This window comes from Paenibacillus sp. RC334, from assembly GCF_030034735.1.
Lineage (GTDB): Bacteria > Bacillota > Bacilli > Paenibacillales > Paenibacillaceae > Paenibacillus > Paenibacillus terrae_A.
This window is the reverse complement of the sequence record NZ_CP125370.1, coordinates 697,994-724,643: the sequence shown is the minus strand read 5'-3', so window position 1 is coordinate 724,643 and position 26,650 is coordinate 697,994. Positions and strand designations below refer to the sequence as shown.

The window sequence follows — 26,650 nt, the reverse complement described above, 5'->3', positions numbered from 1 at the left end:
CACCAGAAAAGTCCACCCTTATATTCATGGGTGGACTTTCTATATACCTGAATAGAGCGAAATATGCCCAATCTTACGAGCAGCATAAGTACCCGCTAACGATTAAAATGCTTGATCACTACATTGTTAAAAATAGCCGGGCAGCCATCGGTAAAAAGAGTAATTCCCTGATCCTCTAATCGCGGGAATATTAAACTGGAATACGCTACTTCTCCGTCATCTACAAAGACTTCAATGCTGGTTTTATCGACGAGAATTTTCAGGTGAACGTTTTTCTTAGTGGCATCAAAAGGTGCCCTGCTCTCTATATATTTTCCACTCTGATCCGGCTGCCCGGTGTTGGCTCTATTTACGTAAGAGTATTGCCCATCCACCGAAACACCCACATCCACATGACGCTTGCCGTCCGCTGACTCTCGAAGCCTGAATCCCGCATTTTTGATCATTGACCAAGATACATCCGCCTCTAACTGATAAGCATCGCCTGCTGCCGGAAGCGGGTGAGCACCCTCTACCTTGATCTGTCCAAATGATTTCTTTGAAGTTTGGAATTGCTCCAAAGCTTTTATCGGCTGTGAAACCAAGCGATATCCGGCATCTGCTGTATGCTTCAGCCGAATTTGACGAACAATCGAATCCATTCCATTAAAGCCTTCCTTCAGGGTAGGCGTGTTATGGGCATAATCCCAATTGTTCATCCAGGCCAGCGCATAACGGTGACTGTATTTATCTTTGTCTTTCCCATCCTCAAACGTAACTGCACCATACCAGTCAAAGCCATAATCCAGCCACTCAGGCTCACTGCGATCAAGGAGAAATGCTTCTCCATTAAAATCTCCCGTCCAGTAGGCATATGTGTTGGGTCCACCTGTCGATTTGCTATTTGCGCTCACGCCCAGAATCCATTGATAGCTTCCATCATCCGCCCGCATCTGGTAAAGGTCAGGACATTCCACAAGCCCGATATTTTCCGTTTGAAAGCCGCTCGTATAACGCCAATCCTTTAAATTATCAGACTCATAAAAGCCAATCTTTGTTCCTTCCGCCATGACCATCACCCATTGATTACGTTGAATATCTCGGATGATTTTAGGATCTCTGAAGTCCTTTGTACCGGGGTTGGGCATCACAGGCTTGTTGCGGTAAGAAGTAAACGTCTTGCCTTTGTCCTTACTGTACCACAAAAATTGTTCCTGCTTTCCTCCATCTGCGGAGGGCTGTGTCACAATGGCTACCAGCGTGCCTTTTCCAAAACCTGCGGTGTTATTATCGTCGATCACGACTGAACCGGACCAAGGATCTCCATTCGGGTTAGTATATTTGGGAATCGCCACCCCTTCATCTTTCCAATGAACCAGGTCGGTAGATGTGGCATGTCGCCATTCTGTACCGTTCTTTTTGGGATAGTCACGATTATATAAATAGTAATAATGATATTTTCCATCGAAATAAATGGGTCGTTGAGGATCATTCTTCCACTTATCCGGAACGGTAAAATGATAGGATGCCCGGTAGGTTGGCCTCTTCTGTGTTTCTAGACTTTCACTTTTAGCCGGGTGATAAAGGCTCCAGCCAATGGCTATTAATATACTCAGGCCCACGATGACCATGATGGATCGTATCCAAATGCTCTTAGAAGCTATGCTTTTCATCCTGACGATCCTCCCCACTCTCTTTGTCTGGATAGTCTGACGAGCATGCGGGAATGGTCGGATCCCATCCTCTCATTGCACGATATGTATTGTCCGGTATGGGACGGCTCGGTAAATCAAATCTCAGTCCCCGATATCGTCCCACCGGACTTTCTAAGTGAAGAAAAACGCCGATAGAGCACCGAGTTTTCCTTCACTTTCTTTTTTTGCTGCACTCTCTCGCTTAAGCGAATACCTGCTTACTTCTTCCCATAGTCATAGGGTGGAACTTCCTTGTCGTCCGTTGGGTCAATCGTGATTTGCCCTTGCTCCAGAATTCTTTTCTTCACAACAGAAGTTTTGGAGCCTTTAATGTTCAGCAGGAAGCTTGGCGCAAAAGTGGATTTGTGATCCGCGAAAAGCCCCCGGTTTGTCATATAGCTGGTTACTACAACGTTATTTCCTTTGCCTTGCGGAATAGCAAAATGGGCATACGTCCAAGTAATATCATCACGATCCAGATTTTGGTGAAGAACGAGACCGGTTCCATTCAGGGGCTTATAAGGCCCTGTCAAAGAAGTCGATACGTAACCTAGCATGTAAATATCGTCGCTTCCAATGGCATCAACGGTAACTTTGGAACCTCTGGTGCTTGTAAACAAATACCACAAACCATTCATTTTGAAAACATTCGCCCGCTCAATCTCATCAGTTACCAGATTGGATGCAATTAGCGGGTCCATAACTTTTTTCAACGTATAGTCATTATTTAATTCCACGATTCCCAAAGCACCGTTCGCCACTTCGGCCCCGTTTTTCTTGGGACTTTGCTGCAGATTATGTAGCTCTTCCGTGAAAAATTTGTTATTCCCGCCATAATACGCAGATTTATAAAGGGAATCCTCTCCCTGGTAGCCCGTCTCTGTACCTGTGTTCGCTTCAAATATGATGTATTTCTTCCCTTGATCCTCAATATAATGGGGGTCTCTGAATGTGTGGTTATCCAGGTTTACTCCCACGCTTTGCAGGACATTTTGGTAAATATTCCCATCTCCAGCATCGTAAATCGATTTGAGGTCCTCTATACCATTCACTTTCAGGGTTTCGTCATCGGGTTGAGAGAGATTGACTTGGGCCGTAGCCAAGGTTTGCTTGCCGTACAGTTTGTTTTCCGGCTCATAAGGCTGTCTGCTGGTATAAAATAAACGCACTTCTCCATCCGACGTTAAAGTAGCAGAACCGGACCATTCCTCCGCCTGATTTTTCAGGATCGGATCGTTTGCAAGGAATTTATCGTTATCCTTAAATACTCTTCCGGCATTTTTCCAGCCTTCCAGCGAGGTGTTGCCTGCTTTTTGATAGAACAGATAAATAAACGTATCCTCTGCTCTCTTAGGATCGCCTGCCAGTCCAAAAACAATATTGTACCCCTTGTAATTAGCTATCGTGCCATCGGCATTTTGTAACGGCCAAGTATCCCACACATCCAGATCAATGAGCTTACCCGACGCGTCGCGCCCTTTTGCCGAAGGAATATTCTTGATGGTAGATGCATCAAAGGATGGAACTTCGAATTTTTCTTTGCCTTGCTGATTGAAAATGTTCAGCATATCATGACGCGTGATTTGAGTAAACCTGCTGTCTTCCTTGAGATCAGCACCGTCATTTTCCTCCGCAAAAGCTTGAATGCCGCCTCCTAACAGCAAGGTAGTTGCTACTGTTACGGTTGTTGCTTTTCTGAACCATTTATTAAACTTCAAGTAAGCCATCTCCCTTTTCTGATTATTCTTCCCTGTATCAGATACCCAACTTTTATGTTGGTAGGGCCATTCTATATTTAATGCTTAACGATTGATATAGACTAGATATCCCCTTTTATTCAAGGCTAAAAGAAGGAGACACGTCGAACTCTATCCTCATATTTTCCTATTTAATTTCTGAAAATACCATTTCTTTCATTTCATTTACATTTAAATAAGTTCGTTCCTTGCTTTTTTTGCATATTCAATTTTGCTAGGTAGGTCGCTTCATTTTCCTTCAAAATCATTCAGAAACATTCATCAAAAAATCCATTTGCAAACGAATTCAGAAAAATGGTACTTTAGGGCCCCTTTAATTTTCGAGAAAAATATTAGATACATGTGTAATAAGACTATTCTACCATTAATTTACTTATGTAATTATTCACATACAGTATTTCTGACATAAAAAATACACCTCTGATGCTCATTAGCCCAACTATATAAACTGAACTTTCTGCTTTATCTATGTGAGAAAAAAACTAAACCTATTAAACTATCAGGAAATAACGATTAAAAAAATAGCAGTAGCTCTGGACGCTATTTCCCTGTCCCAAGCTACTGCTATTTCCCTATATATTCTGTATTTCCATACCGCTATACAAGCAATAAACATTCTGTTGGCAAGCGCCACATGTAACAAGGAAACGATCTGCGATTTCTCTATTCCTATGCAGTTCCTCCCTGTGCCGCCTTTGCAGGCTTGCTCGCTTCTTCTTCCGTACCCGGTGGACGGTTCCGAAGTCCAAGAACGACAAACCAGCTAATGACTGCAATAACAACCATGATGATGAACAGGGAATGCAGACTGTTTTCCAGCACAGAACGGAGCAAGCCAGCAGTCTTGTCACTCAAACTTTGTGAGGCATGAGGTGCAAGCAGGCCGTTAATATCTTCCTGCGTAACCCCCTGCTGTGTAAGCTGTCCATCTGCTGTCTGGGCAGCAATGCGATAATTCAGCCATGAACCGAAGGCTGCGACACCAATCGTTTGTCCCAGTGTGCGCAGGAACGTATTCAATGCTGTAGATGCACCACGCAACTGGAACCCGACCGAAGACTGGGCAATAATCGTAAACACGGTCATGGAGAAGCCAAAGCCCAATCCATACAATAATGTGGACAGGAACAGCAGCCAGATCGGTGCCATTTCGCCCATCAAGGTCATCACGAAGGCACCCAATACAATCAGGGTCAGTCCGACTAATGAGGTTCGACGCGAACCTAAAGTCAGCAAAATGCGTCCCCCGATCATGGAACCAAACAGCCAGCCTACTGACATTGGAGCCAGTGCCAGACCGGATGAAGCGGCATCTCCGCCGTGTACTCCTTGAATCCAAAGCGGCAGGTAGCTGGTCAGCCCGATCAGCAGAGAACTGACCAGCAGTGCTGCGGCACAGGAAAAAGCGATATCCCGTATCCGAAACAGCTTTAGTGGCACCATCGGTTCCTGAGCGCGTTTTTCGATAACCAAAAACAGAATCAGGAATAAAATAGCAACGGCAGCCAAGGCCAGCAATTCAGGAGAAGCCCAACCGATATATTGTCCACCCAGTGCCAATACGAGCAAAAGGGCCGTCATTCCAATGGTAAAGGTAACAGCTCCCGGCACGTCGATGCGCGCGGTGCGCTTGGCTACCTGCTCCCGTAGGTAACGAGCGATGAAGAACATTGCAAGCAGTCCAAAAGGGACGTTAAAACCGAAAATCCATTCCCAGCCAAAATAAGTGACCACGTAACCGCCCAGCAAAGGCCCGATTAGGGAAGAAATCCCCCATACCGAGCTGATCATTCCCTGAACTTTGCCGCGTTCCTCCATTTTGTATATATCTCCGATAATGGTAAAGGTAACGGGAATCACGCCGCCCGCTCCAATCCCTTGAATAGCCCGGTACAAAATAAGCTGCTCCATACTACCAGCCAGCATACAAAGCAAAGAACCGAGTACAAACAATGAACAGCCGATCAGAAAAATCGGTTTGCGGCCAAATAAATCGCTAAGCTTGCCGAAAATAGGTGTGGTTACAGCCATCGTCAGCAAATAGGCCGTAAAAATCCAGCTGAGCAAATTCACGCTGCCCAGTTCACTAACAATAGTCGGTCCGGCAGGACCGATGACGGTTCCCTCAATCGCGGCCAGAAAGGTGGCCAACAGAACACCGGTCAGCACGAGCCCGCGCTTCATGGGTTTATCTTTTCCCAAGCAAATCACAAATCCTTTCCTTGTATAAACTGTGTTGCACCTGTACAATTCGACTGCACAGGATTGGTATTACCCGCACTGCATAATCGTAAACAGGCGGCCTATATAGGCCGCCTGTTTTGTACGATGTATATATATTATTGTCTACATATACTTAAATTTTGTCAACTGTAATCGTATGATAAATCTCACTATTTTCCATTTTATAGAGTCGACCCTCTTCCATGCACAGAACATGACTGGCAAAGCTTTCAGCGAACTGCATATCGTGGGTGATGATCAGGAAGGCTGCTCCCTGGTCCGCTTGTTCAGCGCACATGCGAAGCAGGATGTTCGCTCCTTCATAATCCGTTCCGGCAGTAGGCTCATCCAAAATGTAAAGCTTTTTGGGCAGAATGAACTGCGCAGCTACGCTTAAGAGCCTTTTTTCACCGCCACTCAGCAGGTACGGAGAGGAATCCAGCCTGTGATCCAGTCGGGCGGCTATCAGCAATCGCTGCGCCCGTTCCTCATACGCAGCAGGAATCGGCTCGCCAGCCCGTAATCCAAGCTTGACGCGGACGTTGTACAAGCATTCGTCCCACACCGTTGCAGCCGCAAACTGATGCTCCGGCTGCTGGAACACATAACCGATCCCGGCGGCCAGTTGGTGGATCGGCAGCTTCGCCATATCCTGACCCTCCCACCACATGCACCCCTTGGGTGCAGGCAGGAGGCCCATCAGCAGCTTGCCGAGCGTTGTTTTGCCGGAGCCGTTCTCGCCCAGCAGCACGGCTCGTTCGCCGGGTGCAAGGGCAAGGCTCACGCCTGCCAACGCTGCCCGGCTACTGCCGGGATAGGTGAAGGCCAACCCCTTCACCTCCAACAACAGCAGGCCGGGCTTCGCCCCCGGCCCTTGGGGCACGCCTCCCCTCCCTGCGGGAGAGGGCAGCAGCCCCAAGGCGGCCAACTGCGCGCCATGCTCGCGCAGCAGCTTGTCGGGCGGGCCTTGCAGCTGCACAGCCCCGCCTTCCAGCACGATGACGCGCTGCGCTGCACGCGCGGCATCGTCCATGCGGCCGGACACGGTGACCACCGTCCGGCCTGCGGCATGGAGCCGCCGGCATAGCAGGGCGAAGTCGCGTCCAGCCGACGGGTCCAGTTGCGCCGCTGCGTCGTCGAACACGACGAGCGGCGCTTCCAGCGCCAGCACCGCAGCGATAGCGGTGCGTTGGCGCTGGCCTCCCGAGAGGCGGCGCACGAAGGAGCCGCGCTCGGGGGCAAGGCCGACGGCCTCCAGCGCAGCCGTCAGGCGCTGCGCTATTTCCGCCGGAGGCACGCGCAGGTTCTCCGGCCCGAAGGCAATCTCGTCTTCGACGATTCCCTGCACCAGCTGGGCATCCGGGTCCTGAAGCACGACGCCGACGGTAGAGGCGACAGCCGCCAGATCAGCCGTGTCCGGGTCCATCCCGTATACGGTCAGCCCCCCAGTCCGTTCACCTTCACCCGAACGGGACAATCCGCCATGGAGAAGCTGGCACAGCGTAGACTTTCCACTTCCGCTGGCCCCGACAATCGCAACATGCTCACCCACCGCAATGTCCAGCGTCAAGCCCTGTATCGCGGGTTCCGCCTGACCATCATACCGATAGCCAAAATCCTTCATGGACACGGCTATTTTACATCTAGAACCATAATCGCTAAATTCATTCATAACCGAAATACCCTCTATCCCTGTTCTTGAAGAATACGGCCTCGCTCTTGGCAAATGCTACGCACGTGAAGCTCGTCCCAACTCAAAACGTTTTAACAGTCCTGTCCGATTCAACGCATCGCCCAACATCTTGGTCAGCAGACCGCACAATACAATGCCGCTCAGGATGCGCACGACCAGTGTAATCGTCAGTACCTTCCAGCCCCAATGCATATAGCCGAACATATTGGCTGCCACGATAAACCACAACGGAACCATAGCCCCGCCTGCCAGCATCAACGAAACGGCATTCCAGCGTCGATGGCGCAGTACAGCAAATACCAGTTCAGCGGCAATCATATAGCAGACCGCAGCCGCGATAATAGAAGCGATTCCGTAGACTGAGCCCATAAAGGACTGCACCACTGCACCGAATGAATAAGCAATTACCGCCGTACCCGGCTTACGAATAATATAATAGGCCAGCAAACCATATATCATGTACAGCCCGACAATGGAGGAAGTCGCGATAGGCCCTCCCAGACTGTTTAATGTTTTGTTAATCATCGACAAATAAACGGTCATGACTCCATTCAACGTTGCCAGCATCGCCATCAGTACAATATCCAGCGTCGTAAATCTTGCAAAAATACGAGATTCCTTCATATGTAATTCCCTATCTCCTCTCCAAATATAAATTACCACTTTCTAAATGTATTCACACATGCCCTTATTGTCAACCATAATTTATTATACGAGTTGACAATAAGGGCAAAAAAAGAGGCTGCTCCCTATAAGCTCCACCATAAAACAGCAGTACCTAATACAGCAACCACAGCACATACATAGCCGGAACGACGACGATCCAACATGCGAAGATAAGTCCGGTCTGCATATGCTCCAAAGCCTTTGCCCTCCATCGCCAGCGCCGTCTGCTGAACTCGCCTCACGGCATTCACCAGCATAGCACCGACATACCCGCCCCACCAGGATAGCCGATTCCGCAGCCCACGCGGCGGTTCCTGTCCACGTACACGCCGTGCCGCCATTATGGTACGTCCTTCCTCTTCCAATAAGGGGAGAAACGTCAGCGCCACCGAAATACCGAACGCAAACCGATAAGGGACACGCAAACGCAGATTCAAAGCCTGTACAAAATCTCGGGGATCTGTTGTTGATAAATAAATATACGAGGCCAAAAACAGCACAAAAATGCGCAGCGTCAACGCCCCTGCGATATCGAGCCCTTCCGCTGTAATCCAGATCGGCCCCAAAGCTGCCACGATATGTCCTTCCCGAATCGCCAGAATAGACAATATAAAATACGGAATGCCCAAACCAATCAGAAATGACATAGCCCGAAGCTGGCGTGCCAACGTTAAGCCTGCCCCAAACCAAGCCGCAGCGATCAGTACAACCAGCAGCGCAGCTTCATGCAGTGTTGAATCCCATGCCATCGACAGCAGGCTAAAGCATCCCACCAGGATCAACTTACTTAATGGCCCCAGCCTGTGCAGCGGCGACGACCCTCCGTTATACTGAAACAGCATTTCGCTTCGCCTCCAGTCTGAGCCATTCTTCATGCAGCAAGGAGTACATCAGCATATCCTTAAAGCCTGTAGACGTATGCTGCACTTGCCGTAACAGCCCTTCCTGCGTCCAGCCCATAGAGGACAACAGGGCTTGCGATCCTGTATTTCGCGGGTCCACCAGCGCTTCCATCCGATTCAGCCGAATCGTGTCATACCCGAAAGACAGCACCAGCCGCAGCGCCTCCGACATATAGCCCTTTCTCCAATAGGGCTTAGCCAGCTCGTAGCCGATTTCGGCTTTATAGGCTCCCTCGGTCTGCCAATAATTAAAGCCACAGCTGCCGATCAGCTTCCCGTTCTCCTTCAGCTCTATGCCCCAGCGCAACGCATCCTCCGTCTGTGCCAGCTCATTCAACAGCTCGATCATATCCTCTGCATCCTCACGCCCGGACATCCCCGTAAGGTTCATATAACGGTGAACCTCCGGGTCAGACCAACAGGCAAACATCGTGGCCGCATCCCCGGTTTCCATCTTTCGCAGCCGAAGACGCAGGCTTTCCAGAGGTGGTATATGCCCCTTACATGCATATGCACACATGTTCAATCATCCTTCCAGCATCAAAGTGACAATAAATATACGCTACATTTAAGCATACCCCTCCAACAAACGCAAACACCCCCCCCCCTGCTCCACAAATGCGCCGATCCGGCATCCATGAGACAGGAGGGTATGTTTTGAGTCGCTCATTTCCAAGTAGTTAGGCAGACATGAATGTTGACTATACTCTGCATTCCAATGCCACTTTAGGAGGAGGCACGGGCCGGTTTCTTCACAACATCCTTGTACAATACGCCCAGCATCGACTGAATTTCCTTCAATTCCTCGATCCCTGCGCCCGTAATGCTGAACAAATCTCCATGCGGGGTCAGGAAGTTTTCCTGCGTCAGGTTCTCCAGCTCCTGCTTGACCTCGCGTTCTCCTACGCGGTATCCGCGTTCTTCGAGTACAGGTTGGATATCTCTCACTGTCAAATCGTTTTGATGTGCATAGGAAAGCATCTGTATACGGATAAACAAATTTTGAACATCTGCATGCATGGTTGTAGCTCCTTCCCGGCTTAAGCCAACATCGTTATATTGTTTTTACCCATAGGAAACAAGCCGGAAACAAATGAGTGGCAACCCTTTTGAATTGTAGAAACCAAGCAGCGAAGGCGATCCACTTTTCATAAAATGTACGACTACCGTCAGAATCAGACTGGCCACCACTCCTGAGCTGATTGAACTATGTACCTTTTTCATACCTGACAACTCTTGTTCTTCTCCTGAAATTACGCTGTACAAAGATTAGAGTACGAAGGTCGCTGAAAAGGTTACAGATGTATTTTCCTCTTGACTGAATATATACAATCGTTATATCTTAAATTAATTAACCAATGGTAAAAGTAGCTTGCAGAATTACCTTTTTCTGCCCACATATACAACAGATAATGGTAAAAAATTCACTGATAGGAGCGTGGACTACATGTTTCAGGCTATCCCTTACGAAGGCACACGTCACGAACAATTTGAATCGGTTCTTGGACAACTCCGGGCACTCATTCATGATGAACCCAATACTATTGCAAACCTGGCGAACGCTTCTGCATTGCTTGGTCATTTTCTGCCGGATATTAACTGGAGCGGCTTCTATCTCTATGATGGAACCGAGCTTGTACTCGGTCCATTTCAGGGCCAGCCTGCGTGTATACGAATTCCGCTGGGACGCGGTGTATGCGGTACAGCCGCAGTAGAGCGACGGACCCTTGTCGTAGAAGATGTCCATGCGTTCCCGGGCCATATCGCCTGTGACGCGGCTTCCAACAGCGAAATCGTCATCCCCCTCATCAAGAACGGGGAACTGCTGGGAGTGCTGGACATTGACAGCCCGCTAAAAGCCCGCTTTGACCACGAAGATCGTGTATTCCTAGAGGAATTTACGGCTATTCTGGTAGCCAGTTTGTAATCAAAATCCGCGTATAATCATCGTCTTCCTTCGCCACAATATATGAGGGTCTGGAACCCAAAACCATCCGGTGAAGGAGATTGATGACAATGTACAACAACACCATGGCTCCACAACAGCAGCTTCGTCAATGTGAACAAATTATGCAGCAATTGGTACAACAAACACAGCAAGGAACTGCCATGTATCAGCAGTTACTGCAACAGGAGCAACAAAATGCATCCAATCTAGAGGATCTGGTGCAACGTGAACGTAATGCAGCTCAAATGATCCAAACCGCAATCCAGCACCATCAACAAGCTGTGCAGCAATGCCAGCAAGTCATTCAATTGTGTAGTCAGTTGGAAAACACCATCCGCTCCAGCAGCCAAATGACTCAACCCGGCTTTGGCGATAACTACGCCTCCCGTAGTATGCAACCGTCCTCCTATGGTATGGGAAGCCACATGAATCAAAGCTTTCCGCAACACATGGGTGCAACTGGGCAGCAACATGCAGGCAGCGGTAACATGCAACACTACGGTAACAACAGTCAGCAAGGCATGAGAGCGACACACAGCAGCATGTAAAACTGCTTTACACGCAAAAGGGATGAACAGCAAGCCATTAAATTAGCTTGCTGTTCATCCCTTTTTATACTTCTTCTCGCAGCCTTTCCCACCAGCTGTTGAGTTAGCTTAATTCACGTTCGGCCAGCACCTTCATCCCGTCTCGCAAATACTCAGCCAATCCGGGTTCATATCCTTCATACATTTTTCTGAAGTCCTCATGCTCCACATACAAGTCTCCCAGCCCGCTATAAATCTCTGCTGTAGGTGTATAGAATCTGCTTACCCATTGGAGATGGCGGCGGATCAAAGCCTGTACTTCTTCACTGTTATGCTTCAATCCCTTATTCATAGCTTCTGCCAACTGCCGATGAATTTGATCCGCCTCTGCCTGAGAATCCAAATAATCCTCTTTGGACCAGTTCTTCGTTGCTGTTTTGCTCTCCTGAATTTTTTCATCAGCCTCATGACCATAACGTTCCGTCAGATCACGTTCATACATTTCCTGCTTTTCCGGGTCAAACCCTTGGTACAATTGCTCCGGTTTCATCGTCTGTTCTCCTTTCACATGAGCCACCGTTTCGTCGATGGTCTGTAGGAGAGTATGCAAGCGGAAGACTTTGTTCTGCACCTTGCTTCGATGCTCCAACAAAACCTCGGCCGTTTTTTCCTTCGTCTGCTCCAGCAAGTCGCCAATGTCGGATAATGGTAATTCCAGCTCTCTGTATACCATAATCTGCTGTAGTCTCAACAGTTGCTCCTGTTCGTAATAGCGATACCCGTTATCCCCGACATGGTGCGGTTTCAGCAATCCGATTTCATCATAATAATGTAATGTTCGTACGCTGATTCCCGACAGACCGGATACTTCCTTCACCGTGTAAGCCATTCCGCTTCACCTCCCTTGTTACGCAGTCTACAGCCTCACGTGGCGTGAGAGTCAACCCAGCATTATTGCCCTAGTATTACCTTTTACCCGTTAAGCGTGTGGTGAACCGTCCCTGTGACTAGGATAAAATCAATTCCTTTATTTAAAGATCGTGATCAGACGACTCATATATTCACGCATATTTACAATTAAATCCGAGTCGCCATCATGAAGACACCAGTTGTACATGACCCCACGAGCTGCAATAAATAAGTAGTCTGTTATCTCTTCGGATGTCATGCTTTGATCCAACTCTCCCACGGCTTGCCCTCTCTCTATAATCTGTTGAAGTATATTTTGCATATCACGACCCTTAGTAATGAAAAGCTTGTTATTACTTGTATATAACTGTTGCACCGTCTCTAAACCAACATTCTGATTATATTCCGCATAAACCTCAAAATATTGAATAAGATCCTGCATAATACTTTCTGATGGTAGTTCATTCTTAAATTTCAATTCAAAGTAGCCATCCGCCTGTGCATACATCTCTACCAAAATATCACTTTTAGTCTTGAAATGATTATAAAATGACCCTACTGACACGCCGGCCTTCCGACAGATATCCTCAATTTTAATTTTTTCCAGGCTCTTTTCATGCATGAGCTCTAATGTACTGTTGTATATATTTTTTTTAGTCTGCAGACTTTGCAGCTTGCGTCCATTCAATTGTTTTTTTGACACTCACTTACTCTCCCTCTCTATTGTAAGTATTTCTCTTTCTCAGGTGCCCTGTTCATATTACTTAATTATAATAGGAAATGCTATTTTGTTTAATTGTGAAAACAATCACATAATAATACCTGCTCCTATTCTATACTGAATCCATTCGGTGAATGTATTCAGTTAAACGAATGATCCATACTTAGGAGGTATTCTTATGAAAGAAGAACATCAAATTTTATACGAGCCTATGAAAATTGGAAAACTGGAAATTAAAAACCGCTTTGTAATGGCTCCCATGGGTCCTGGTGGGCTTTGTGATGCCGATGGTACCTTTAATGAACGTGGCGTCGAATATTATGTTGAACGGGCAAAAGGTGGGACAGGTCTACTCATTACAGGTGTAACGATGGTTGAAAATGAAATTGAGAAATGTGCCCTGCCGTCCATGCCCTGTCCTACTCTAAATCCCTTGAATTTCGTTAAAACGGGTAAAATGATGACGGAGCGGATTCATGCATACGGCGCAAAAATATTTCTACAATTATCTGCAGGATTTGGCCGGGTAAGTATCCCTTCAATTGTTGGTAAAACGGCTGTCGCCCCTTCTCCCATTCCTCATCGCTGGCTTCCCGATGTAACTTGTCGTGAACTGACCATTGACGAAATCCACACCTATATCAGAAAATTTGCGGAATCCGCAGCTATTGCCAAAAAGGCAGGCTTTGACGGTATTGAAATCCATGCGGTTCATGAAGGCTATTTATTGGATCAATTTGCGATTTCTTTCTTTAACCATCGGAAAGACGAATACGGAGGAAGTCTGAGAAACCGCTTAAGATTTGCCATAGAGATCGTTCAAGCCATCAAAGCCGAATGTGGACAGGATTTCCCGGTATCTCTTCGATACAGCATCAAAAGCTTTATTAAAGATTGGCGTCAGGGCGGATTGCCAGGCGAAGAGTTTAAGGAGCAGGGAAGGGATATTGAAGAGGGGATTGAAGCTGCCAAAATATTAGAGGAAGCCGGGTATGATGCTTTCAATGGGGATGTCGGTTCTTACGACTCTTGGTACTGGGCACATCCACCCATGTATCAGGAAAAAGGACTTTATCTTCCTTACAACAAAATTTTAAAAACCATTCTAAAGGTACCTGTGATTACTGCTGGCAGATTGGATAATCCAGATTTGGCCAGCAAGGCTATACGCGAAGGAAAAACCGATATGATTGCACTTGGTCGACCATTGTTAGCTGATGCTGATATCCCCAATAAAATCAAGGCTGGGAAAATAGAAAAGATTCGTCCCTGCCTCTCCTGCCAGGAGGGCTGTATGGGCCGATTGGCATCTTTTGCAACGATTTCATGTGCCGTTAATCCGGCTTGCGGCAGAGAAAAAGACTACGCACTTGGAAAAGCAGACCAGTCCAAAAAAGTTTTGGTGATTGGTGGAGGGCCGGCAGGATGTGAAGCTGCCCGTGTAGCTGCTATTCGGGGACATCACGTTACCTTATTTGATAAAAATAACCGATTGGGAGGTAATCTAATCCCGGGCGGAATTCCAGACTTCAAGGAAGACGATCATTTACTTGCGACCTGGTACGAAGGGGAACTAAAGGATTTAAAAGTTGACGTCCGATTGAACACCGAGGTTAACCGGACTACCGTAAAGGAATATGCAGCAGATGCCGTTATTTTTGCTACCGGCTCCTCTCCAAAAACCTTCTCCATCGGTACATCTACCAAGGTGTATTCCGCAGAAGAGGTTCTGCTTGGGAAAAAAGATCCCGGTGCTTCCACTGTAATTGTCGGGGGCGGGCTTGTGGGATGCGAAACTGCACTCTGGCTTGCTGATCAAGGTAAAAAAGTAACCTTGGTGGAAATGCAAGAAGATATTTTAACCGTAAGCGGACCCCTGTGCCATGCAAATGAAGATATGCTGCGTGACCTTGTTGCATTTAAGGATATCCATCTCCTGACCAACGCCAAAATTGTCGATGCCAACGATCAAGAATTTGTTCTTAAAAACAAAAATGGTGAAGAAACGATTCTAAAGGCCGATTCAGCGATTCTAGCTGTAGGATATACTCCTCAACAATCGCTTTATGAAGACATCCAAAATGACGTTTCCGAAGCCTACTTAATCGGTGATGCCAAGCAAGTACAAAATATTATGTACGCTGTCTGGGATGCGTATGAGGTTACCAGAAATATATAGTGCCCTGCTCCCTCCGAAGAGCCGTTTGCTTTTTAAGCAAACGGCTTTGGCTTTTTTACCTTTGCATCAAATGCTTGGTTAAGAGAAGCTTTTTCCCATAACAACTTGATCATAGTAGGCAATCTTCTGAATGATTTTCTCCAAATTGTGTTGTGTTTGGGCCATATGTTCTTCTACCTTTTTCTTATGAGCTACGAGAAGATCTCTTCTTTCATGCACGGTGGCTTCGCCTTTTGCATTAAGCTCAAGGTATGCCTTAATCTCTTCAATCGTCATCCCGGTATCTTTCATAGCCATGACAAACCTGATCCAGTCGATTTGTTTATCCGTATATACTCTTCTCCCGCCTTCATCCCGACCGACATCAGGTAATATACCCTCTTTTTCATAATAACGAAGTGTTGATGCAGGCAATCCACTCTTGATTTGAACTTCTTTGATGGAGTACATAGTCATTCCCCTCCTCGTTTTTATTGTAGTTCTTAAAGTTAGCTTTAACTATAAGTATAAGTTTTCATAGAAAAGAGTGCAAAGTAATGAGAAATAGCGGTTAGCAGCCGTCATAATATTCAAAAGCTCTGTAACCATTTCTTTTTCCGATTAACCACAGACGTACAAATATACTCCACATAATCAGAGAGCACACTTACATCTCCAGATAAAAGCTTATTTACATAGATATTAACTTGTGCCCAATGCTGGAACAACTTTATCCAATGCTGCGTATCCTCGTCCGTCTCTTTAACCCAGCTTAAATCAGCGTAAGCGTAAGTATATTGTAATGCCTGCTCATAATCTCCATGTGCTTCACAGACACTTGCGCATAGCAAATCAGCATAGGCGATGTATCCAAACAATGGCCCCCTTGTTTTCTTTTCATTTTCCCTTTTCTTTCGCTTATTCTGACGATGGTCTAGGGAGTATTGGATTTTGGCTTTATCCCGCATTTTTTGGACTGTCTTATCAACCTTCCCCCACTGACGCAAGGAACGATACACATTCGCCAGGCCTTTCAGCGCATCAAGCTGGTCTATTTCATCAAGCCGCTCTACAAAGGGATGAAAATGGCATGCTGCCTCAAAGTTTTGATTTTGGTCATCTCCGATGTTAATCGTAAACAAACGATACTGGCAAAGGGCCAGTCGTTCCGAATATTGCTTTCTCTCACTGATCGCCACGCTCTCGTAAAGGATGGCTGCCGCCGCATGTTTACCGTCTTTGAAGAAGTCTTCCGCCACATTAAACTACAACAAGGAATACACCAGATTGTCCATTAACAAATCGGCCATTTGCTGAATACAGTCCTGCTGTTCGTCCAAGTCGGGTAATATTCAGTCCGTTTGTCTTCATGTATGTATCAAGCTCTGCTCGAATCGTGATTGTATGGTTCACAATAAACAACCCCTTTAACGTTCATAGGATAAAGTTACGTTACTGCTCTGTGGCACAAATCCGATTTCAATCTGGTATTAGACGCAAGCTGTGCTAAAATTATTATTTTTCCACAAAAAAGTATACCATTTTATAGAATTTTTTTGTATACTTTTCAACAGTTTACTTAATATATGCGATTGCTTCTCTAAGCCTATTTTTTTTCTCCTCTTTATTTAGTATTATAAGGATATAAAAAAGGAGGTTATCATTTGAAAAGTACAGGTATGACACGTCCCTTAGATTCGTTAGGTCGTATCGTCATTCCCAAAGAGATGCGAATTTCAATGGATTACAAGATGGGTGATCCTGTTGAGATTTTTGCTGATGAGGAAACGGGTATTCTCGCCTTACGAAAATATACCGGGGTGACATGTAAAATGTGTGGTTCGGCGGAGCAATTGACTTATTTTAGAGACAGCTTTATTTGTGGGGAATGTATTCGTGATTTGAAAAATGGTACGAATTTCAGCCCTATCACCAGGCCGTCCAAATCGACTTTCTCTAACAGGGAAAGGCCATTGAAGCAATCCAAACGTCTGCGTCGATCAACGCAACAGATGATCGAAAGCCTAAAAGAATTGATGCAAAAGCAACCCAATGCAGCACAGCACGAATATGCAAAGATACTTGAGGTTTCCCAAGCCCGTATATCCCAGCTTAAAAAAATGCTATAACTACAGATTGCTATCCTACATAGGTATAACATCACCAATCCCATGCACCATTACATTTGAACTGTATTACGAAACATCATAGCTAACCGACAAAAAACAATGGATGACCATGGCGAGAATTTCATACTAGGCATAAAGAACCGCCGGTTGATATTATTCAGGCGAAAGAACCTGTATCCGGTGGTTCTTTGTATCTAGTGTTATTTTGTATGTTATTCTTTTGCTCGACTTGAATACTCACATCAAAAAGACTATACTCCTTCCATTAGGTTTAAATGATTAAACATTTAAGGAGATACTATAGTATGGGAAAACAAGCAATCGAGCTGCTTCGAGCGTGCATTCCTACTTTTCAGACTTTAAGCGAACCGCACCGTCAGGATATTCTGCTGTTACTTTCAGAGAATGGCAAAATGACCGTCAACGATATTACGCAGCATTTGGTTTTGTCACGACCTGCCGTTTCCCACCATTTGAAGCTTCTGAAGAATGCGGGAGTCGTCCAACTGGAACAACGAGGCACGGAGCATCATTATTTTTTAGCCTTGGAGGATTCGATACAGTTATTGAAAAACCTAGTTACAACGCTGGAGCGGGACTGCCTTTAATAGAAAGGATGAATAGGAGGGTACGTACTTTATGGAGCAGCTAACATCAGAGCAGGTCAGCCACATTTTACAGCAGCATCGCCAATTTTTTCACAGTGGGCAAACCCGCAGTGTTGAGTTTCGGCTAGAGCAGTTACGGAAGTTGACCCATGCCATCCAACGTTATGAGCAACCGATTATGACCGCCTTGTATCAGGATTTACGCAAAAATGAATTTGAAGCCTACACTACGGAAATCGGCTTTACTCTGGACAGTATTCGTTATATGACAAAGCACCTCAAGCGATGGATGAAGCCCCAAAAGGTGAAAACACCTATTTATCATCCTCTAACCAAAAGCTATATGTACAAGGAGCCTTACGGAACGGTACTAATCGTCGGGCCGTTTAACTACCCATTTCAATTGTTAATTGAGCCGCTCATTGGTGCCATCGCCGGAGGGAATGGGGTCGTTATGAAGCCATCCGAAAATACACCTGCCGTTGCCGCCGTCATCAAGAAGCTGATACGTGAAACCTTCGATGAGTCTTATATCCGGGTGATTGAAGGCGAAAAGGAGGTCACATCCGCGTTGATTAACGCCCCTTTTGACTATATTTTCTTTACGGGGAGCGTGGGGGTTGGCAAAATTGTCATGGAGGCGGCGTCCAAAAATCTGGCACCTGTCACTCTGGAGCTGGGAGGAAAAAGCCCGGTCATTGTGGATCAATCCGCGAATATTGAGATTGCGGCCAAACGTATTATTTGGGGAAAGATGATGAATACGGGTCAGACCTGCATTGCCCCTGATTATGTGCTTGTCCATAAAGAGGTTCAGCAGGAACTAATGGAGCAGATGAAAGCTGCAATTACAAGCTTTTATGGTCAGGATGCTCAGCAAAGCAGCGATTACGGCCGTATCGTTAATGAGCGACAGTTTGACCGATTGGCTGCTATGATTGAGCAGGATCGAGAGAATATACGCTTTGGTGGCACAACGCTTAGGGAAGACCTCTATATTGAACCTACCCTTCTGGAGTCCCAATCCTGGTCAGATGCTGCGATGCAGGATGAAATATTCGGGCCGATTCTGCCGATGCTGGAATTTGAACAGTTGGAAGAGGCCATCCAAACGGTAATGGATCATCCGAAGCCACTGGCACTGTATTTATTTACAGAAGATAAACAGGTTGAACATGAAGTGCTTACCCGCCTGTCCTTTGGAGGTGGATGTGTGAACGATACGGTGTCTCATATTTCTAACCCTCATATGCCCTTCGGAGGCGTTGGAGCAGCTGGTATGGGCGGTTACCATGGAAAATATAGCTTTGATCTCTTCTCTCACACCAAAAGTATCATGAAGAAAAACTCCAAGGTCAACAACAAGCTTCTATTCCCGCCTTACGGGGATAAACTCAAGTGGGTTCGGAAAATTTTTCGCTGATATCACTACTAAAAAAGCCCGGCTGATCTGGGGAGGTATACGCATCATGCGTATCTCCGTCCCTTTTCAGACAGGCTTTTTTACCGTTTATTTTACCGTCAACACAGGGCAAGGTGCATGCTGGATCACATGATGGCTGACGCTGCCCAGGATCATTTCGGAAACCAGCCCTTTGCCCCGTGTTCCCATAATGATCAGATCCGCCTGCTCCTGCTCTGCACTTTGGCAAATGATGCTCGCCGGATCACCATGACCCGTCAGCATACGGTACAAAATACCCTCGTCCTTCAAAAAGTCGGATGCTGGCTCCAATATATGACGCCCTTCCTCCTCCATTCGCTCATCCACATCCACCCCAACCGGGGGCTCATTCATGGATAAAGCCGGATTCACATGCAATACGGTCAGACGCGGTTCACCCTGAAGCTGTTTGGACAGCGCTTTGGCTGTCTCCAACGCCTTCATAGCGTGTTCCGAACCATCGATCGCAACCAGAATATGCTTGTATTCGCTCATACTCTTTTCCTCCTCAGAAGTTCATTCTTAGTGAGCATCAATCTGTATATCCTGCATATGTCGACGACGTACGATCAGTACCACTACACCCAGCAGTACCATCAATGCGCCAAAATAAAATGGAGTTTCCGCCGTATACCACTCGGACAGCTTCCCTGCAAGCCACGGCGAGATTGCCCCACCCAAAAAACGCATAAAGCTGTAAGCCGCAGATGCCGTGGAGCGCTCCACCGGAGCTGCCTGCATCACAGCCGTTGTGATCAATGTATTGTTAATCCCCAGAAAAATACCAGCCACGATCACCGCAACAATGACGGTCTTCGGTGAGCCTGCGACTGTTCCTATCGCCATAACGCCTAAATCAATGGCAAACAGCGTCAGCATGACACTAATGGAAGATACCACGCTAAAGCGTGCTTGAATCTTCGGTGCTACAAACACCGAGGTAAAGGCCAGCATAATCCCCCAGCCGAAAAAGACATAGCCCAAACCGTGCTCGTCCAAATGCATCACATATGGAGAATACGCCATCAGCGTAAAAAATCCGAAGTTATACAACAAAGCCACAATGCCCAGCGTTAGCAGGGCCGGATAAGTGAGCGCTTTGAACGGATCAGCAATCGAACCGCGCTTTTTAGGCTTCGGAATCGAAGGCAGCATAAATGTAATGAACAAAAATCCCACCACCATCAGCGCAGCTACACCGAAGAACGGACCGCGCCAAGAAATGGAGCCTAGCTCACCGCCAAGCAGCGGGCCGACCGAAATCCCGAGACCCAGGGCCGCCTCATACAAAATAATGGCTTTGGCTGTTCCCGAAGTGGACAGACCAACAATGGCAGATAGCGCCGTAGCAATAAACAGAGCGTTCCCCAGACCCCAGCCTGCCCGGTAGCCCACAATCCCGCCAACCGTATCGGCTGTACCTCCCAACCCGGCAAACACAATAATCAACAATATCCCGGTCAGCAGCGTCCATTTGACACCCAATCGGCTGGACACTACGCCCGTAATCAGCATAGCTACGCCTGTCACCAGATTATAGCTGGTGAACAGCAGTGACACCTGACTCTTGGTGGCATGAAGCTGATCGGCGATGGCCGGAAGGATAGGATCGACTAATCCCAGTCCCATAAATGAAATAACGCAGGCAAAAGCAACCGCCCATACCGCCTTGGGCTGAGACAGCAAGCCTGCCTGTTTTTTTAACTCATCAGGTAACTTTAACTCATCAGGTAATGCGTGTTGTGAACTCATAGTAGGATGTAACCTCCAAATCTAAATGTAAAATGATTCGCTTATGACGGGTCGCTGCCAAGCTCCTTATCAAGCAGAACCTTTCGTTCGCGAACCCTGACCCGCAGCTCCTCCAGCTCGGTCTGGAGCATACGGATGCTGTTGATTTTACCCTCCATCAGCTCCAGTTGTTCGTTCAGTGTTACCTCCATATCCTCCAACATGGCCCGGCGCTCAACAGGATGCAGGATATCCGTTCGTTCACGATATTCCTCCCGCTGACCCTTGAGCATTTCCGCAGCGGACATGTAACGCTGAAGCTCTTGCAGGGAGAAACCAAGCACTTCCTTGGCACTCACAATTTTTTTCAGTAAATCCACATCCTCCTGCGTATACAGCCGCATATTCCCTTCGCTGCGCTGCGGGGAGGGCAACAGACCGATTTCCTCATAATAACGAATGGTTCGCTTGGTCAAACCGCATTGCTTGGCGACCTCGTCAATTTTATACGTAACCATGACACCCACCTTATGAAAAAGTTTATATATAAATACTACGCCTATCTAACGTTAACGTCAACGTTAACTTTGGAGAAAAAAAGAAACCGCTCCTATTAGAGACGGTTCCTGTTTTGACTTGCATGTTCATAGGCGCGAAGCATCGGCGCTCAAGCCCATGAAATATATAATTTAGATAAAAATAGTGCGAGTGATGATAACCAGCAAAATGAAGAGTACCAGAATAACACCAGTGGAAGTCCACATGCCGTAGCCACCACCGCCACAACCTCTGTCTACTTCACCCATCTCAAATTCCTCCTCCCTCCGTTGATTACAAATACATCGCCTGAATTCAATTCAGATTGTTAACAACGAGTTAGATAACGAATGCTTTAGAGATGATAACGAGCAAAATGAAAAGTACCAGAATCGCTCCTGTAGATGTGAAAGCTCCATAACCAGCGCCTACTCCAGACATACTGATTCCTCCCTTCATGGTTTACAAAAGCATCTTATGCGTATGTTGCCAACCATGATAGGTACAGATGCCGCGCCTCCCGCCCAAATGTAGGTCTTTCGCTTTGGTTCCGTTATCCTCCATGCGCCAGCATGCCGTGATACAGCAGGTTTCGCGTCTGCTTGGCAAGTACGGATGGACTTTCGCGTCCAGTCAGCAATTTGGTTAACGTCAACCGTTCAATCAAACCAACGACGCATTCCGCCGTCAGCTCCGGGTCCAATTCCTCACGGCAAGAACCCCATCGTTGTGCCGCAAGCAGATGCTTTTTAATATGACCTGCCATTTCTGCCTTGATACGCACCGAGTCCGACGCCTGGTAAAATCCGACACGGGTTATCGCCGAATTATTGGATAACATACGAAAAACGGATTCCAGAAACACTAGCCCCCGGCTCAAAATTTCAGCTTGGCTTTGATCCGGTTCCACCTTCATGCATTGGACCGTCTCATTCACCAACACTCGGAAGCTCTCAACAAGCTCCTCATACATTTGTTCCTTACTCTCAAAATGAATATAAAAATCCGGCTGCGTCAATCCCGCACGCGCCGCGATCGAACTTACCTTGGTCTGATAAAAACCGGTCTGAGCGAACTCCTCAGCCCCCGCCTCCAGTAACAACCGTCGACCTTCCCGACTTCTGACTCCTGCTCTCGTCACGGTCCTTGCCCCCTTACTCCACAAATCTATCGTATTATAAGGTTCCCTTGCGGTAAGAACAACGGGCTTGAGGATGATATATGCCTGTCCTTCCAAAGTCCTAATACAGAAGAAATGAAGGTTTTGAAAATATAAGGGCATCTCCCTTTAAGGTAGTATTAACCAATTAGACCGTGAGCAAGCAAGAATGATGACGCCGGATCAGTGGTGAGGACAATATTTGCGCATCATTTCAATGGTTGTCAGATCATCATCCCGCCCTCGGTTTTGCAAACCGTCGATAATCTGTTGACGTTCCTGCTCTTTAACATTCTGCCCGAATTTGAATTTGGCGGTCCACTCATCCGGTACAATCTTGATCAGCGCGACCCCTTTCAGACGTGAAGCATACCGGGGATCGCTGGCATCGATAGGTTCATAGCCGCCCTCCGGTTGCAGCTTACTCATAAAAATGGAAAAGGCAGATGCCTTTTCTTCCAGTTCCACTACCTGTTCCGCATGACCTCGCACGGTAATACTTTTAAAAAATGATGTCGCCGGACATGCCATATGTTCATCCGTAAAATAAGACGGGATGAGCGCATACTCTTTGGCAGCGGAAAAAGTAACCCGGTTGTCCTCCATCATCCGTTCCATCTTCTCTCCGGCACGGCTGCCATGAATATAAAAAACACCATTTCCATAAGCAAAATTCAAGGGTACAACCCGCGGGAACCCATCCTCGCTGTTCATACCCAGAAAACCGAAGCTGACCTCGCTCAGAAATAGCTCTATTTCCTCTTCTTCTGCCACCGTAAATTCTTTTCTTCTCATGGATCATGCTCCTTTCGTCTATTGACCAGCGATACATTTCAGATTATGTTGAAGATGGATCAATGAATAGATCCAATATGATCGAAAATGAGTAGTCCAATGGAAGGAGAAGGTTATGGATATTACGATTGCTTATCAGCGTGCTATTCAACTGTATCATCATAAATATTTGGCCTTGTATCATGCTCTTCGGGAAGGAATTCTGAACGGATCACTTGCCAGCGGTACGCGCCTGCCTTCAAGTCGTGATCTGGCTGTGATGTATGGAATTTCGCGGGGCAGTGTTGCAGAAGCCTACGATATGCTATTGGCAGAAGGGTATGTGGAAACCGCGGTAGGCAGAGGGACTTTTGTCATTGAACAAACCGCGTTGCTACCCAACACATCATCGATTGATAAGCAGACCCGGCAAGCACCTTCTGTTAAACAAACACCCCCAGCTCTGTCCACATGGGGACAACGGATTATGCAGATGGAAAGAGAGTCACGGCCGTCTTCTGCTTCTGGTGTAAATGAAGATGCGGCTCAACAACCCCTGATTTCTTTTCAGGCAGGAGAAGTGGTGTTGGAAGGCAATTCACTGACCGCATGGAAAAGCGCAACGGCTGCCGCTGGAAAAGACTTGCAAAAGCCTTCGTCTGCCTTGATGACAGCACCCGTGAATGGCGATGAATGGTTGCGTGAAGCGATTTGTCAGCATGTTGGAAGAACGCGGGGAATTATGGCCCACCCAGATCAAGTCGTATTATGCAGTGGCTCCATGGAAGTGATCACCTTATTATGCCAGTTGCTTATTAATGAGCAAGATCCCATCGTGCTGGAAAATCCCTGTTATCCCGGTATTCACCGTGCGGTTACCGCATCGGGCGGACAGGTGCAAGTTGCTGAGCTGGATCAACAAGGAATTATTCCGCAGGATTGGGATTCCAGATTACTATTTGTTACACCGGGACGACAGTTTCCAACCGGAGCTGTATTGCCATTAGCACGCCGTCAACATATTTTGCAATGGGCGGTGTCCAGAGGCGCGTGGATTATCGAAGATGATTATGACAGCGAATTCCGTTGGGCAGGACGACCGATTGAACCGCTGAAAGCACTGGATCGCGCGGATTGTGTCATCTATGTCGGTTCCTTTTCCAAAAGCATGTTCAGCAGTCTTCGACTGGGCTACGCTATTCTGCCCGCTGCACTGACTCAAGCGCTAACAGCCGCCAAACGGCTATATGACCCTCTGCCGCCTGCCCGTCTGGAACAGCGCGCACTGGCACGCTTTATGATACGCGGCGACTTTGTTCGCCATCTGCGCCGGATGACCCGGATGTACAGATCACGTTACGAGGTGTTCCAGCGCGAAATGCAGCAGTTGAGTAGACTGTTTCACTGGCATCAGACTGACTGCGGCCTGCATGCCTATGCGGTCTGGAAGCATGAGCCTGCTCAGTATCAGCAATTGATGCAGGCGGCCCGGTCTTTCGGAGTCACATGGCGTGATGCAGCCGATTACCAACTGACGCCAGGTCCCCCATCCGCCTGTTTTATTTTTGCCCATTTAACGGAACACCAAATGATTGAAGGCATTAACCGTCTGCGCCAGGCTTGGGATAGTATTAAAAAATGAGTGGAATCTTCGCCTCAATCGACCTTCGCACCATATGAACGTAAGAACGCCAACGCCTGGTCCCGATCCATCCGTGCACCTTTGACAACAAGTGCTTTAAAATCGACTCCATCCATAGTAGCACCACGTAAATCGGCTCCCTGTAGCTTGGCATGAGCTAAAATAGCTCTGGTCAGGTCGCAATCTCTGAGGTCTGCCTTCTGCAGATTGGCATCCGAGAGATCGGCTTCATAAAAGCGTACTCCTCTCAAATCCTGCTTTTCCAGCCGGGCCTGCCGCAAATTGGTATAAGACCAATCGCCCTGAACGAGCGTAATGCCGTCTATTTTTGCTTTTGAAAAGTCTGAGCCCGTCATTTTACAATTGCTAAATTTGGAGACGAACAGATTGGCTTCAATAAAGTTACAATTTATAAAAGCCGATTCAGTATGAATAGAACCGTTCAACAGTGCCCCTTGAAAATCACATTCGATAAAACGACATTCGCTGGTCATGATTTCCTCCAACGAACCGTTCGTAAAGGTACAACGTTCAAAGGTGCAACGAATAAGTTCACCATCCCTTAAATCTTTCCCGCTATAATCAATGCCCTCATATTGCTGCTCCTGATACTGAAACATAATGATCCCCCTTATTTAATCACTAGCCCTAACAGCCCCACAAAAGACGAAGCTTGATGTGGAGAGATCATGCACCCGTCCAGGTCTTCGATATCCACCTGTAGCCCATCAAATTCGCAATCGCTCAGATCAATCCCCTTGAGCTTGGACCCCGACAGCATGGCCTGATCCATATTGCAACGGGTAAAAAAGGTTTTTTGTAGCGTCAAATGATAAAGGTCGGAGCTTATCAATGAACAATCCTCAAAACCAACCTGCTTGAAATTGGCAAAGCGAAACATTGAATAATCCCCTAAGCAATCCAGAAAACGAACATTTTGGAGTCTGCTTCTGGAGAAGTCTGTTCCGAGAAGTTTGCAATTTCTAAACTCTACCCGGTGAATAAAGGAACCGGAAAAGTTAATATTAGACAGGTCGCATTTATCGAAAATAACATCTGTCCATTCACTTTCCGGCAATGACGATTCCATAACCGTAACATTTTTAAAAGTCATCTTCTCAAACGAAACCCTGGTAGCTTCCACATTATCCATGGTCATATCCTCTACAGACCCCGTGTTAAATTCATCCTTGGATCGTAAGGAGTACATTTCATCGGTTAATACAGGTAAGTCTGAAGGAATTTTCGGCAACTCTATCTTAATTTCCATAGCTATCTCCACCTTCTGAGTGCTTATTCCGACATATGTCTAGTTTATATGATGATGCACCGCAGTAACAATGGCTTTATACACGTACCTGTAAAATGAAAAAAGCCGCGCTACCCAGCGCGACACCTAAGCTTTCTACAATCAGGTAGCTCTTATTCTTCGTAGGTAATGATTTTGTT

28 protein-coding genes and 1 pseudogene are annotated in these 26,650 nt (G+C 46.9%); 7 read left to right on the top strand and 22 right to left on the bottom strand.

Annotated elements, in window-relative coordinates; translation table 11 throughout:
• Positions 1–95: 95 nt before the first annotated feature.
• The 9 genes from QMK20_RS03525 to QMK20_RS03480 form a co-directional block, all read right to left on the bottom strand.
• Positions 96–1,652, bottom strand: coding sequence for a glycoside hydrolase family 32 protein (locus QMK20_RS03525; RefSeq protein ID WP_283654622.1), 1,557 nt, complete (start codon positions 1,650–1,652; stop codon positions 96–98).
• Positions 1,653–1,891: 239 nt separating this feature from the next.
• Positions 1,892–3,391 (bottom strand): glycoside hydrolase family 68 protein, encoded by a 1,500-nt coding sequence (locus QMK20_RS03520; protein ID WP_283654621.1) that lies wholly within the window; start codon positions 3,389–3,391, stop codon positions 1,892–1,894.
• 708 nt (positions 3,392–4,099) lie between these two features.
• On the bottom strand, positions 4,100–5,614 hold the full coding sequence (locus QMK20_RS03515) for an MDR family MFS transporter (RefSeq protein ID WP_283654620.1): 1,515 nt from the start codon (positions 5,612–5,614) through the stop codon (positions 4,100–4,102).
• A 172-nt stretch (positions 5,615–5,786) separates the two neighbouring features.
• Complete coding sequence (locus QMK20_RS27530; RefSeq protein WP_404580094.1) at positions 5,787–7,325, bottom strand: ABC transporter ATP-binding protein; 1,539 nt, start codon at positions 7,323–7,325, stop codon at positions 5,787–5,789.
• Between the two features lie 57 nt (positions 7,326–7,382).
• Complete coding sequence (locus tag QMK20_RS03500; protein WP_283654619.1) at positions 7,383–7,970, bottom strand: ECF transporter S component; 588 nt, start codon at positions 7,968–7,970, stop codon at positions 7,383–7,385.
• Between the two features lie 125 nt (positions 7,971–8,095).
• On the bottom strand, positions 8,096–8,854 hold the full coding sequence (locus QMK20_RS03495) for an energy-coupling factor transporter transmembrane component T family protein (RefSeq protein ID WP_283654618.1): 759 nt from the start codon (positions 8,852–8,854) through the stop codon (positions 8,096–8,098).
• Complete coding sequence (locus QMK20_RS03490; protein ID WP_283654617.1) at positions 8,838–9,434, bottom strand: GNAT family N-acetyltransferase; 597 nt, start codon at positions 9,432–9,434, stop codon at positions 8,838–8,840. The genes QMK20_RS03495 and QMK20_RS03490 overlap by 17 nt, the downstream gene beginning before the upstream one ends.
• A gap of 206 nt (positions 9,435–9,640) precedes the next feature.
• Complete coding sequence (locus QMK20_RS03485) at positions 9,641–9,934, bottom strand: hypothetical protein (RefSeq protein WP_283654616.1); 294 nt, start codon at positions 9,932–9,934, stop codon at positions 9,641–9,643.
• Positions 9,935–9,979: 45 nt separating this feature from the next.
• Complete coding sequence (locus QMK20_RS03480; RefSeq protein WP_283654615.1) at positions 9,980–10,147, bottom strand: hypothetical protein; 168 nt, start codon at positions 10,145–10,147, stop codon at positions 9,980–9,982.
• A gap of 214 nt (positions 10,148–10,361) precedes the next feature.
• On the opposite strand from QMK20_RS03480, the gene QMK20_RS03475 reads away from it, so the two are divergent.
• Both QMK20_RS03475 and QMK20_RS03470 read left to right on the top strand, forming a co-directional pair.
• Positions 10,362–10,841: a GAF domain-containing protein gene (locus QMK20_RS03475; protein ID WP_134911241.1), complete on the top strand. Its 480-nt coding sequence runs from the start codon at positions 10,362–10,364 to the stop codon at positions 10,839–10,841.
• An 89-nt stretch (positions 10,842–10,930) separates the two neighbouring features.
• A complete protein-coding gene (locus QMK20_RS03470) occupies positions 10,931–11,410 on the top strand; it encodes a hypothetical protein (RefSeq protein ID WP_283654614.1) in 480 nt (159 codons plus the stop codon).
• A gap of 103 nt (positions 11,411–11,513) precedes the next feature.
• On the opposite strand, the gene QMK20_RS03465 is transcribed toward QMK20_RS03470, so the two are convergent.
• Together QMK20_RS03465 and QMK20_RS03460 are read right to left on the bottom strand one after the other, a co-directional pair.
• Positions 11,514–12,278, bottom strand: a complete 765-nt coding sequence (locus QMK20_RS03465; protein WP_283654613.1) for a MerR family transcriptional regulator — start codon at positions 12,276–12,278, stop codon at positions 11,514–11,516.
• 138 nt (positions 12,279–12,416) lie between these two features.
• A complete protein-coding gene (locus QMK20_RS03460) occupies positions 12,417–13,001 on the bottom strand; it encodes a TetR/AcrR family transcriptional regulator (protein ID WP_283654612.1) in 585 nt (194 codons plus the stop codon).
• A gap of 196 nt (positions 13,002–13,197) precedes the next feature.
• Here QMK20_RS03460 and QMK20_RS03455 point away from each other — a divergent pair, with 196 nt between their 5' ends.
• On the top strand, positions 13,198–15,198 hold the full coding sequence (locus tag QMK20_RS03455; RefSeq protein ID WP_283654611.1) for an oxidoreductase: 2,001 nt from the start codon (positions 13,198–13,200) through the stop codon (positions 15,196–15,198).
• Between the two features lie 78 nt (positions 15,199–15,276).
• Here the strand turns inward: QMK20_RS03455 and QMK20_RS03450 are convergent, their stop codons facing one another.
• The 3 genes and pseudogenes from QMK20_RS03450 to QMK20_RS03440 form a co-directional block, all read right to left on the bottom strand.
• Positions 15,277–15,648: a MerR family transcriptional regulator gene (locus QMK20_RS03450; protein ID WP_283654610.1), complete on the bottom strand. Its 372-nt coding sequence runs from the start codon at positions 15,646–15,648 to the stop codon at positions 15,277–15,279.
• 93 nt (positions 15,649–15,741) lie between these two features.
• Positions 15,742–16,511: pseudogene (locus QMK20_RS03445) on the bottom strand (transcriptional regulator); the annotation flags it as partial.
• Positions 16,438–16,590, bottom strand: a complete 153-nt coding sequence (locus QMK20_RS03440) for a hypothetical protein (protein WP_283654608.1) — start codon at positions 16,588–16,590, stop codon at positions 16,438–16,440. The gene QMK20_RS03440 and the pseudogene QMK20_RS03445, both read right to left, overlap by 74 nt.
• A 251-nt stretch (positions 16,591–16,841) precedes the next feature.
• On the opposite strand from QMK20_RS03440, the gene QMK20_RS03435 reads away from it, so the two are divergent.
• The 3 genes from QMK20_RS03435 (at position 16,842) to QMK20_RS03425 (ending at position 19,337) form a co-directional block, all read left to right on the top strand.
• The gene (locus QMK20_RS03435) at positions 16,842–17,306 is read left to right on the top strand and encodes an AbrB/MazE/SpoVT family DNA-binding domain-containing protein (protein ID WP_283654607.1); all 465 of its coding nucleotides are present in this window, start codon (positions 16,842–16,844) and stop codon (positions 17,304–17,306) included.
• Between the two features lie 305 nt (positions 17,307–17,611).
• Complete coding sequence (locus tag QMK20_RS03430) at positions 17,612–17,914, top strand: ArsR/SmtB family transcription factor (RefSeq protein ID WP_283654606.1); 303 nt, start codon at positions 17,612–17,614, stop codon at positions 17,912–17,914.
• Positions 17,915–17,945: 31 nt separating this feature from the next.
• Positions 17,946–19,337: an aldehyde dehydrogenase gene (locus QMK20_RS03425; RefSeq protein WP_283654605.1), complete on the top strand. Its 1,392-nt coding sequence runs from the start codon at positions 17,946–17,948 to the stop codon at positions 19,335–19,337.
• Positions 19,338–19,424: 87 nt separating this feature from the next.
• Here QMK20_RS03425 and QMK20_RS03420 read toward each other — a convergent pair whose 3' ends face one another.
• The 6 genes from QMK20_RS03420 to QMK20_RS03395 all read right to left on the bottom strand — a co-directional run bounded on the left by QMK20_RS03420 (position 19,425) and on the right by QMK20_RS03395 (position 23,580).
• Positions 19,425–19,853 (bottom strand): universal stress protein, encoded by a 429-nt coding sequence (locus QMK20_RS03420; RefSeq protein WP_283654604.1) that lies wholly within the window; start codon positions 19,851–19,853, stop codon positions 19,425–19,427.
• Between the two features lie 27 nt (positions 19,854–19,880).
• A complete protein-coding gene (locus QMK20_RS03415; RefSeq protein WP_283654603.1) occupies positions 19,881–21,110 on the bottom strand; it encodes an MFS transporter in 1,230 nt (409 codons plus the stop codon).
• Positions 21,111–21,151: 41 nt separating this feature from the next.
• Positions 21,152–21,607 carry a MerR family transcriptional regulator gene (locus QMK20_RS03410; protein WP_283654602.1) on the bottom strand — a complete coding sequence of 152 codons (456 nt, stop codon included), beginning with the start codon at positions 21,605–21,607 and terminating at the stop codon, positions 21,152–21,154.
• A 358-nt stretch (positions 21,608–21,965) separates the two neighbouring features.
• Complete coding sequence (locus QMK20_RS03405; RefSeq protein WP_014599460.1) at positions 21,966–22,067, bottom strand: hypothetical protein; 102 nt, start codon at positions 22,065–22,067, stop codon at positions 21,966–21,968.
• A 112-nt stretch (positions 22,068–22,179) separates the two neighbouring features.
• The gene (locus QMK20_RS03400) at positions 22,180–22,767 is read right to left on the bottom strand and encodes a TetR/AcrR family transcriptional regulator (protein WP_283654601.1); all 588 of its coding nucleotides are present in this window, start codon (positions 22,765–22,767) and stop codon (positions 22,180–22,182) included.
• A 201-nt stretch (positions 22,768–22,968) separates the two neighbouring features.
• Positions 22,969–23,580: a pyridoxamine 5'-phosphate oxidase family protein gene (locus QMK20_RS03395; RefSeq protein WP_283654600.1), complete on the bottom strand. Its 612-nt coding sequence runs from the start codon at positions 23,578–23,580 to the stop codon at positions 22,969–22,971.
• A 115-nt stretch (positions 23,581–23,695) separates the two neighbouring features.
• On the opposite strand from QMK20_RS03395, the gene pdxR reads away from it, so the two are divergent.
• Entirely contained in the window at positions 23,696–25,201 is a 1,506-nt protein-coding gene (gene pdxR, locus QMK20_RS03390; protein WP_283654599.1) for a MocR-like pyridoxine biosynthesis transcription factor PdxR, read from the top strand.
• A gap of 14 nt (positions 25,202–25,215) precedes the next feature.
• Here pdxR and QMK20_RS03385 read toward each other — a convergent pair whose 3' ends face one another.
• Positions 25,216–25,821, bottom strand: a complete 606-nt coding sequence (locus tag QMK20_RS03385; RefSeq protein ID WP_283654598.1) for a pentapeptide repeat-containing protein — start codon at positions 25,819–25,821, stop codon at positions 25,216–25,218.
• Between the two features lie 11 nt (positions 25,822–25,832).
• Positions 25,833–26,471, bottom strand: coding sequence for a pentapeptide repeat-containing protein (locus QMK20_RS03380; protein WP_283654597.1), 639 nt, complete (start codon positions 26,469–26,471; stop codon positions 25,833–25,835).
• Between the last annotated feature and the right edge of the window lie 179 nt (positions 26,472–26,650).

Excerpts from the sequence above, each read along its gene's own strand:
- QMK20_RS03525 (WP_283654622.1), bottom strand. The coding sequence starts at position 1,652 with ATGAAAAGCATAGCTTCTAAGAGCATTTGGATACGATCCATCATGGTC.
- QMK20_RS03515 (WP_283654620.1), bottom strand. The coding sequence starts at position 5,614 with ATGAAGCGCGGGCTCGTGCTGACCGGTGTTCTGTTGGCCACCTTTCTG.
- QMK20_RS27530 (WP_404580094.1), bottom strand. The coding sequence starts at position 7,325 with ATGAATGAATTTAGCGATTATGGTTCTAGATGTAAAATAGCCGTGTCC.
- QMK20_RS03500 (WP_283654619.1), bottom strand. The coding sequence starts at position 7,970 with ATGAAGGAATCTCGTATTTTTGCAAGATTTACGACGCTGGATATTGTA.
- QMK20_RS03495 (WP_283654618.1), bottom strand. The coding sequence starts at position 8,854 with ATGCTGTTTCAGTATAACGGAGGGTCGTCGCCGCTGCACAGGCTGGGG.
- QMK20_RS03490 (WP_283654617.1), bottom strand. The coding sequence starts at position 9,434 with ATGTGTGCATATGCATGTAAGGGGCATATACCACCTCTGGAAAGCCTG.
- QMK20_RS03485 (WP_283654616.1), bottom strand. The coding sequence starts at position 9,934 with ATGCATGCAGATGTTCAAAATTTGTTTATCCGTATACAGATGCTTTCC.
- QMK20_RS03475 (WP_134911241.1), top strand. The coding sequence starts at position 10,362 with ATGTTTCAGGCTATCCCTTACGAAGGCACACGTCACGAACAATTTGAA.
- QMK20_RS03470 (WP_283654614.1), top strand. The coding sequence starts at position 10,931 with ATGTACAACAACACCATGGCTCCACAACAGCAGCTTCGTCAATGTGAA.
- QMK20_RS03465 (WP_283654613.1), bottom strand. The coding sequence starts at position 12,278 with ATGGCTTACACGGTGAAGGAAGTATCCGGTCTGTCGGGAATCAGCGTA.
- QMK20_RS03455 (WP_283654611.1), top strand. The coding sequence starts at position 13,198 with ATGAAAGAAGAACATCAAATTTTATACGAGCCTATGAAAATTGGAAAA.
- QMK20_RS03450 (WP_283654610.1), bottom strand. The coding sequence starts at position 15,648 with ATGTACTCCATCAAAGAAGTTCAAATCAAGAGTGGATTGCCTGCATCA.
- QMK20_RS03430 (WP_283654606.1), top strand. The coding sequence starts at position 17,612 with ATGGGAAAACAAGCAATCGAGCTGCTTCGAGCGTGCATTCCTACTTTT.
- QMK20_RS03425 (WP_283654605.1), top strand. The coding sequence starts at position 17,946 with ATGGAGCAGCTAACATCAGAGCAGGTCAGCCACATTTTACAGCAGCAT.
- QMK20_RS03420 (WP_283654604.1), bottom strand. The coding sequence starts at position 19,853 with ATGAGCGAATACAAGCATATTCTGGTTGCGATCGATGGTTCGGAACAC.
- QMK20_RS03415 (WP_283654603.1), bottom strand. The coding sequence starts at position 21,110 with ATGAGTTCACAACACGCATTACCTGATGAGTTAAAGTTACCTGATGAG.
- QMK20_RS03410 (WP_283654602.1), bottom strand. The coding sequence starts at position 21,607 with ATGGTTACGTATAAAATTGACGAGGTCGCCAAGCAATGCGGTTTGACC.
- QMK20_RS03405 (WP_014599460.1), bottom strand. The coding sequence starts at position 22,067 with ATGTCTGGAGTAGGCGCTGGTTATGGAGCTTTCACATCTACAGGAGCG.
- QMK20_RS03395 (WP_283654600.1), bottom strand. The coding sequence starts at position 23,580 with ATGAGAAGAAAAGAATTTACGGTGGCAGAAGAAGAGGAAATAGAGCTA.
- pdxR (WP_283654599.1), top strand. The coding sequence starts at position 23,696 with ATGGATATTACGATTGCTTATCAGCGTGCTATTCAACTGTATCATCAT.
- QMK20_RS03385 (WP_283654598.1), bottom strand. The coding sequence starts at position 25,821 with ATGTTTCAGTATCAGGAGCAGCAATATGAGGGCATTGATTATAGCGGG.
- QMK20_RS03380 (WP_283654597.1), bottom strand. The coding sequence starts at position 26,471 with ATGGAAATTAAGATAGAGTTGCCGAAAATTCCTTCAGACTTACCTGTA.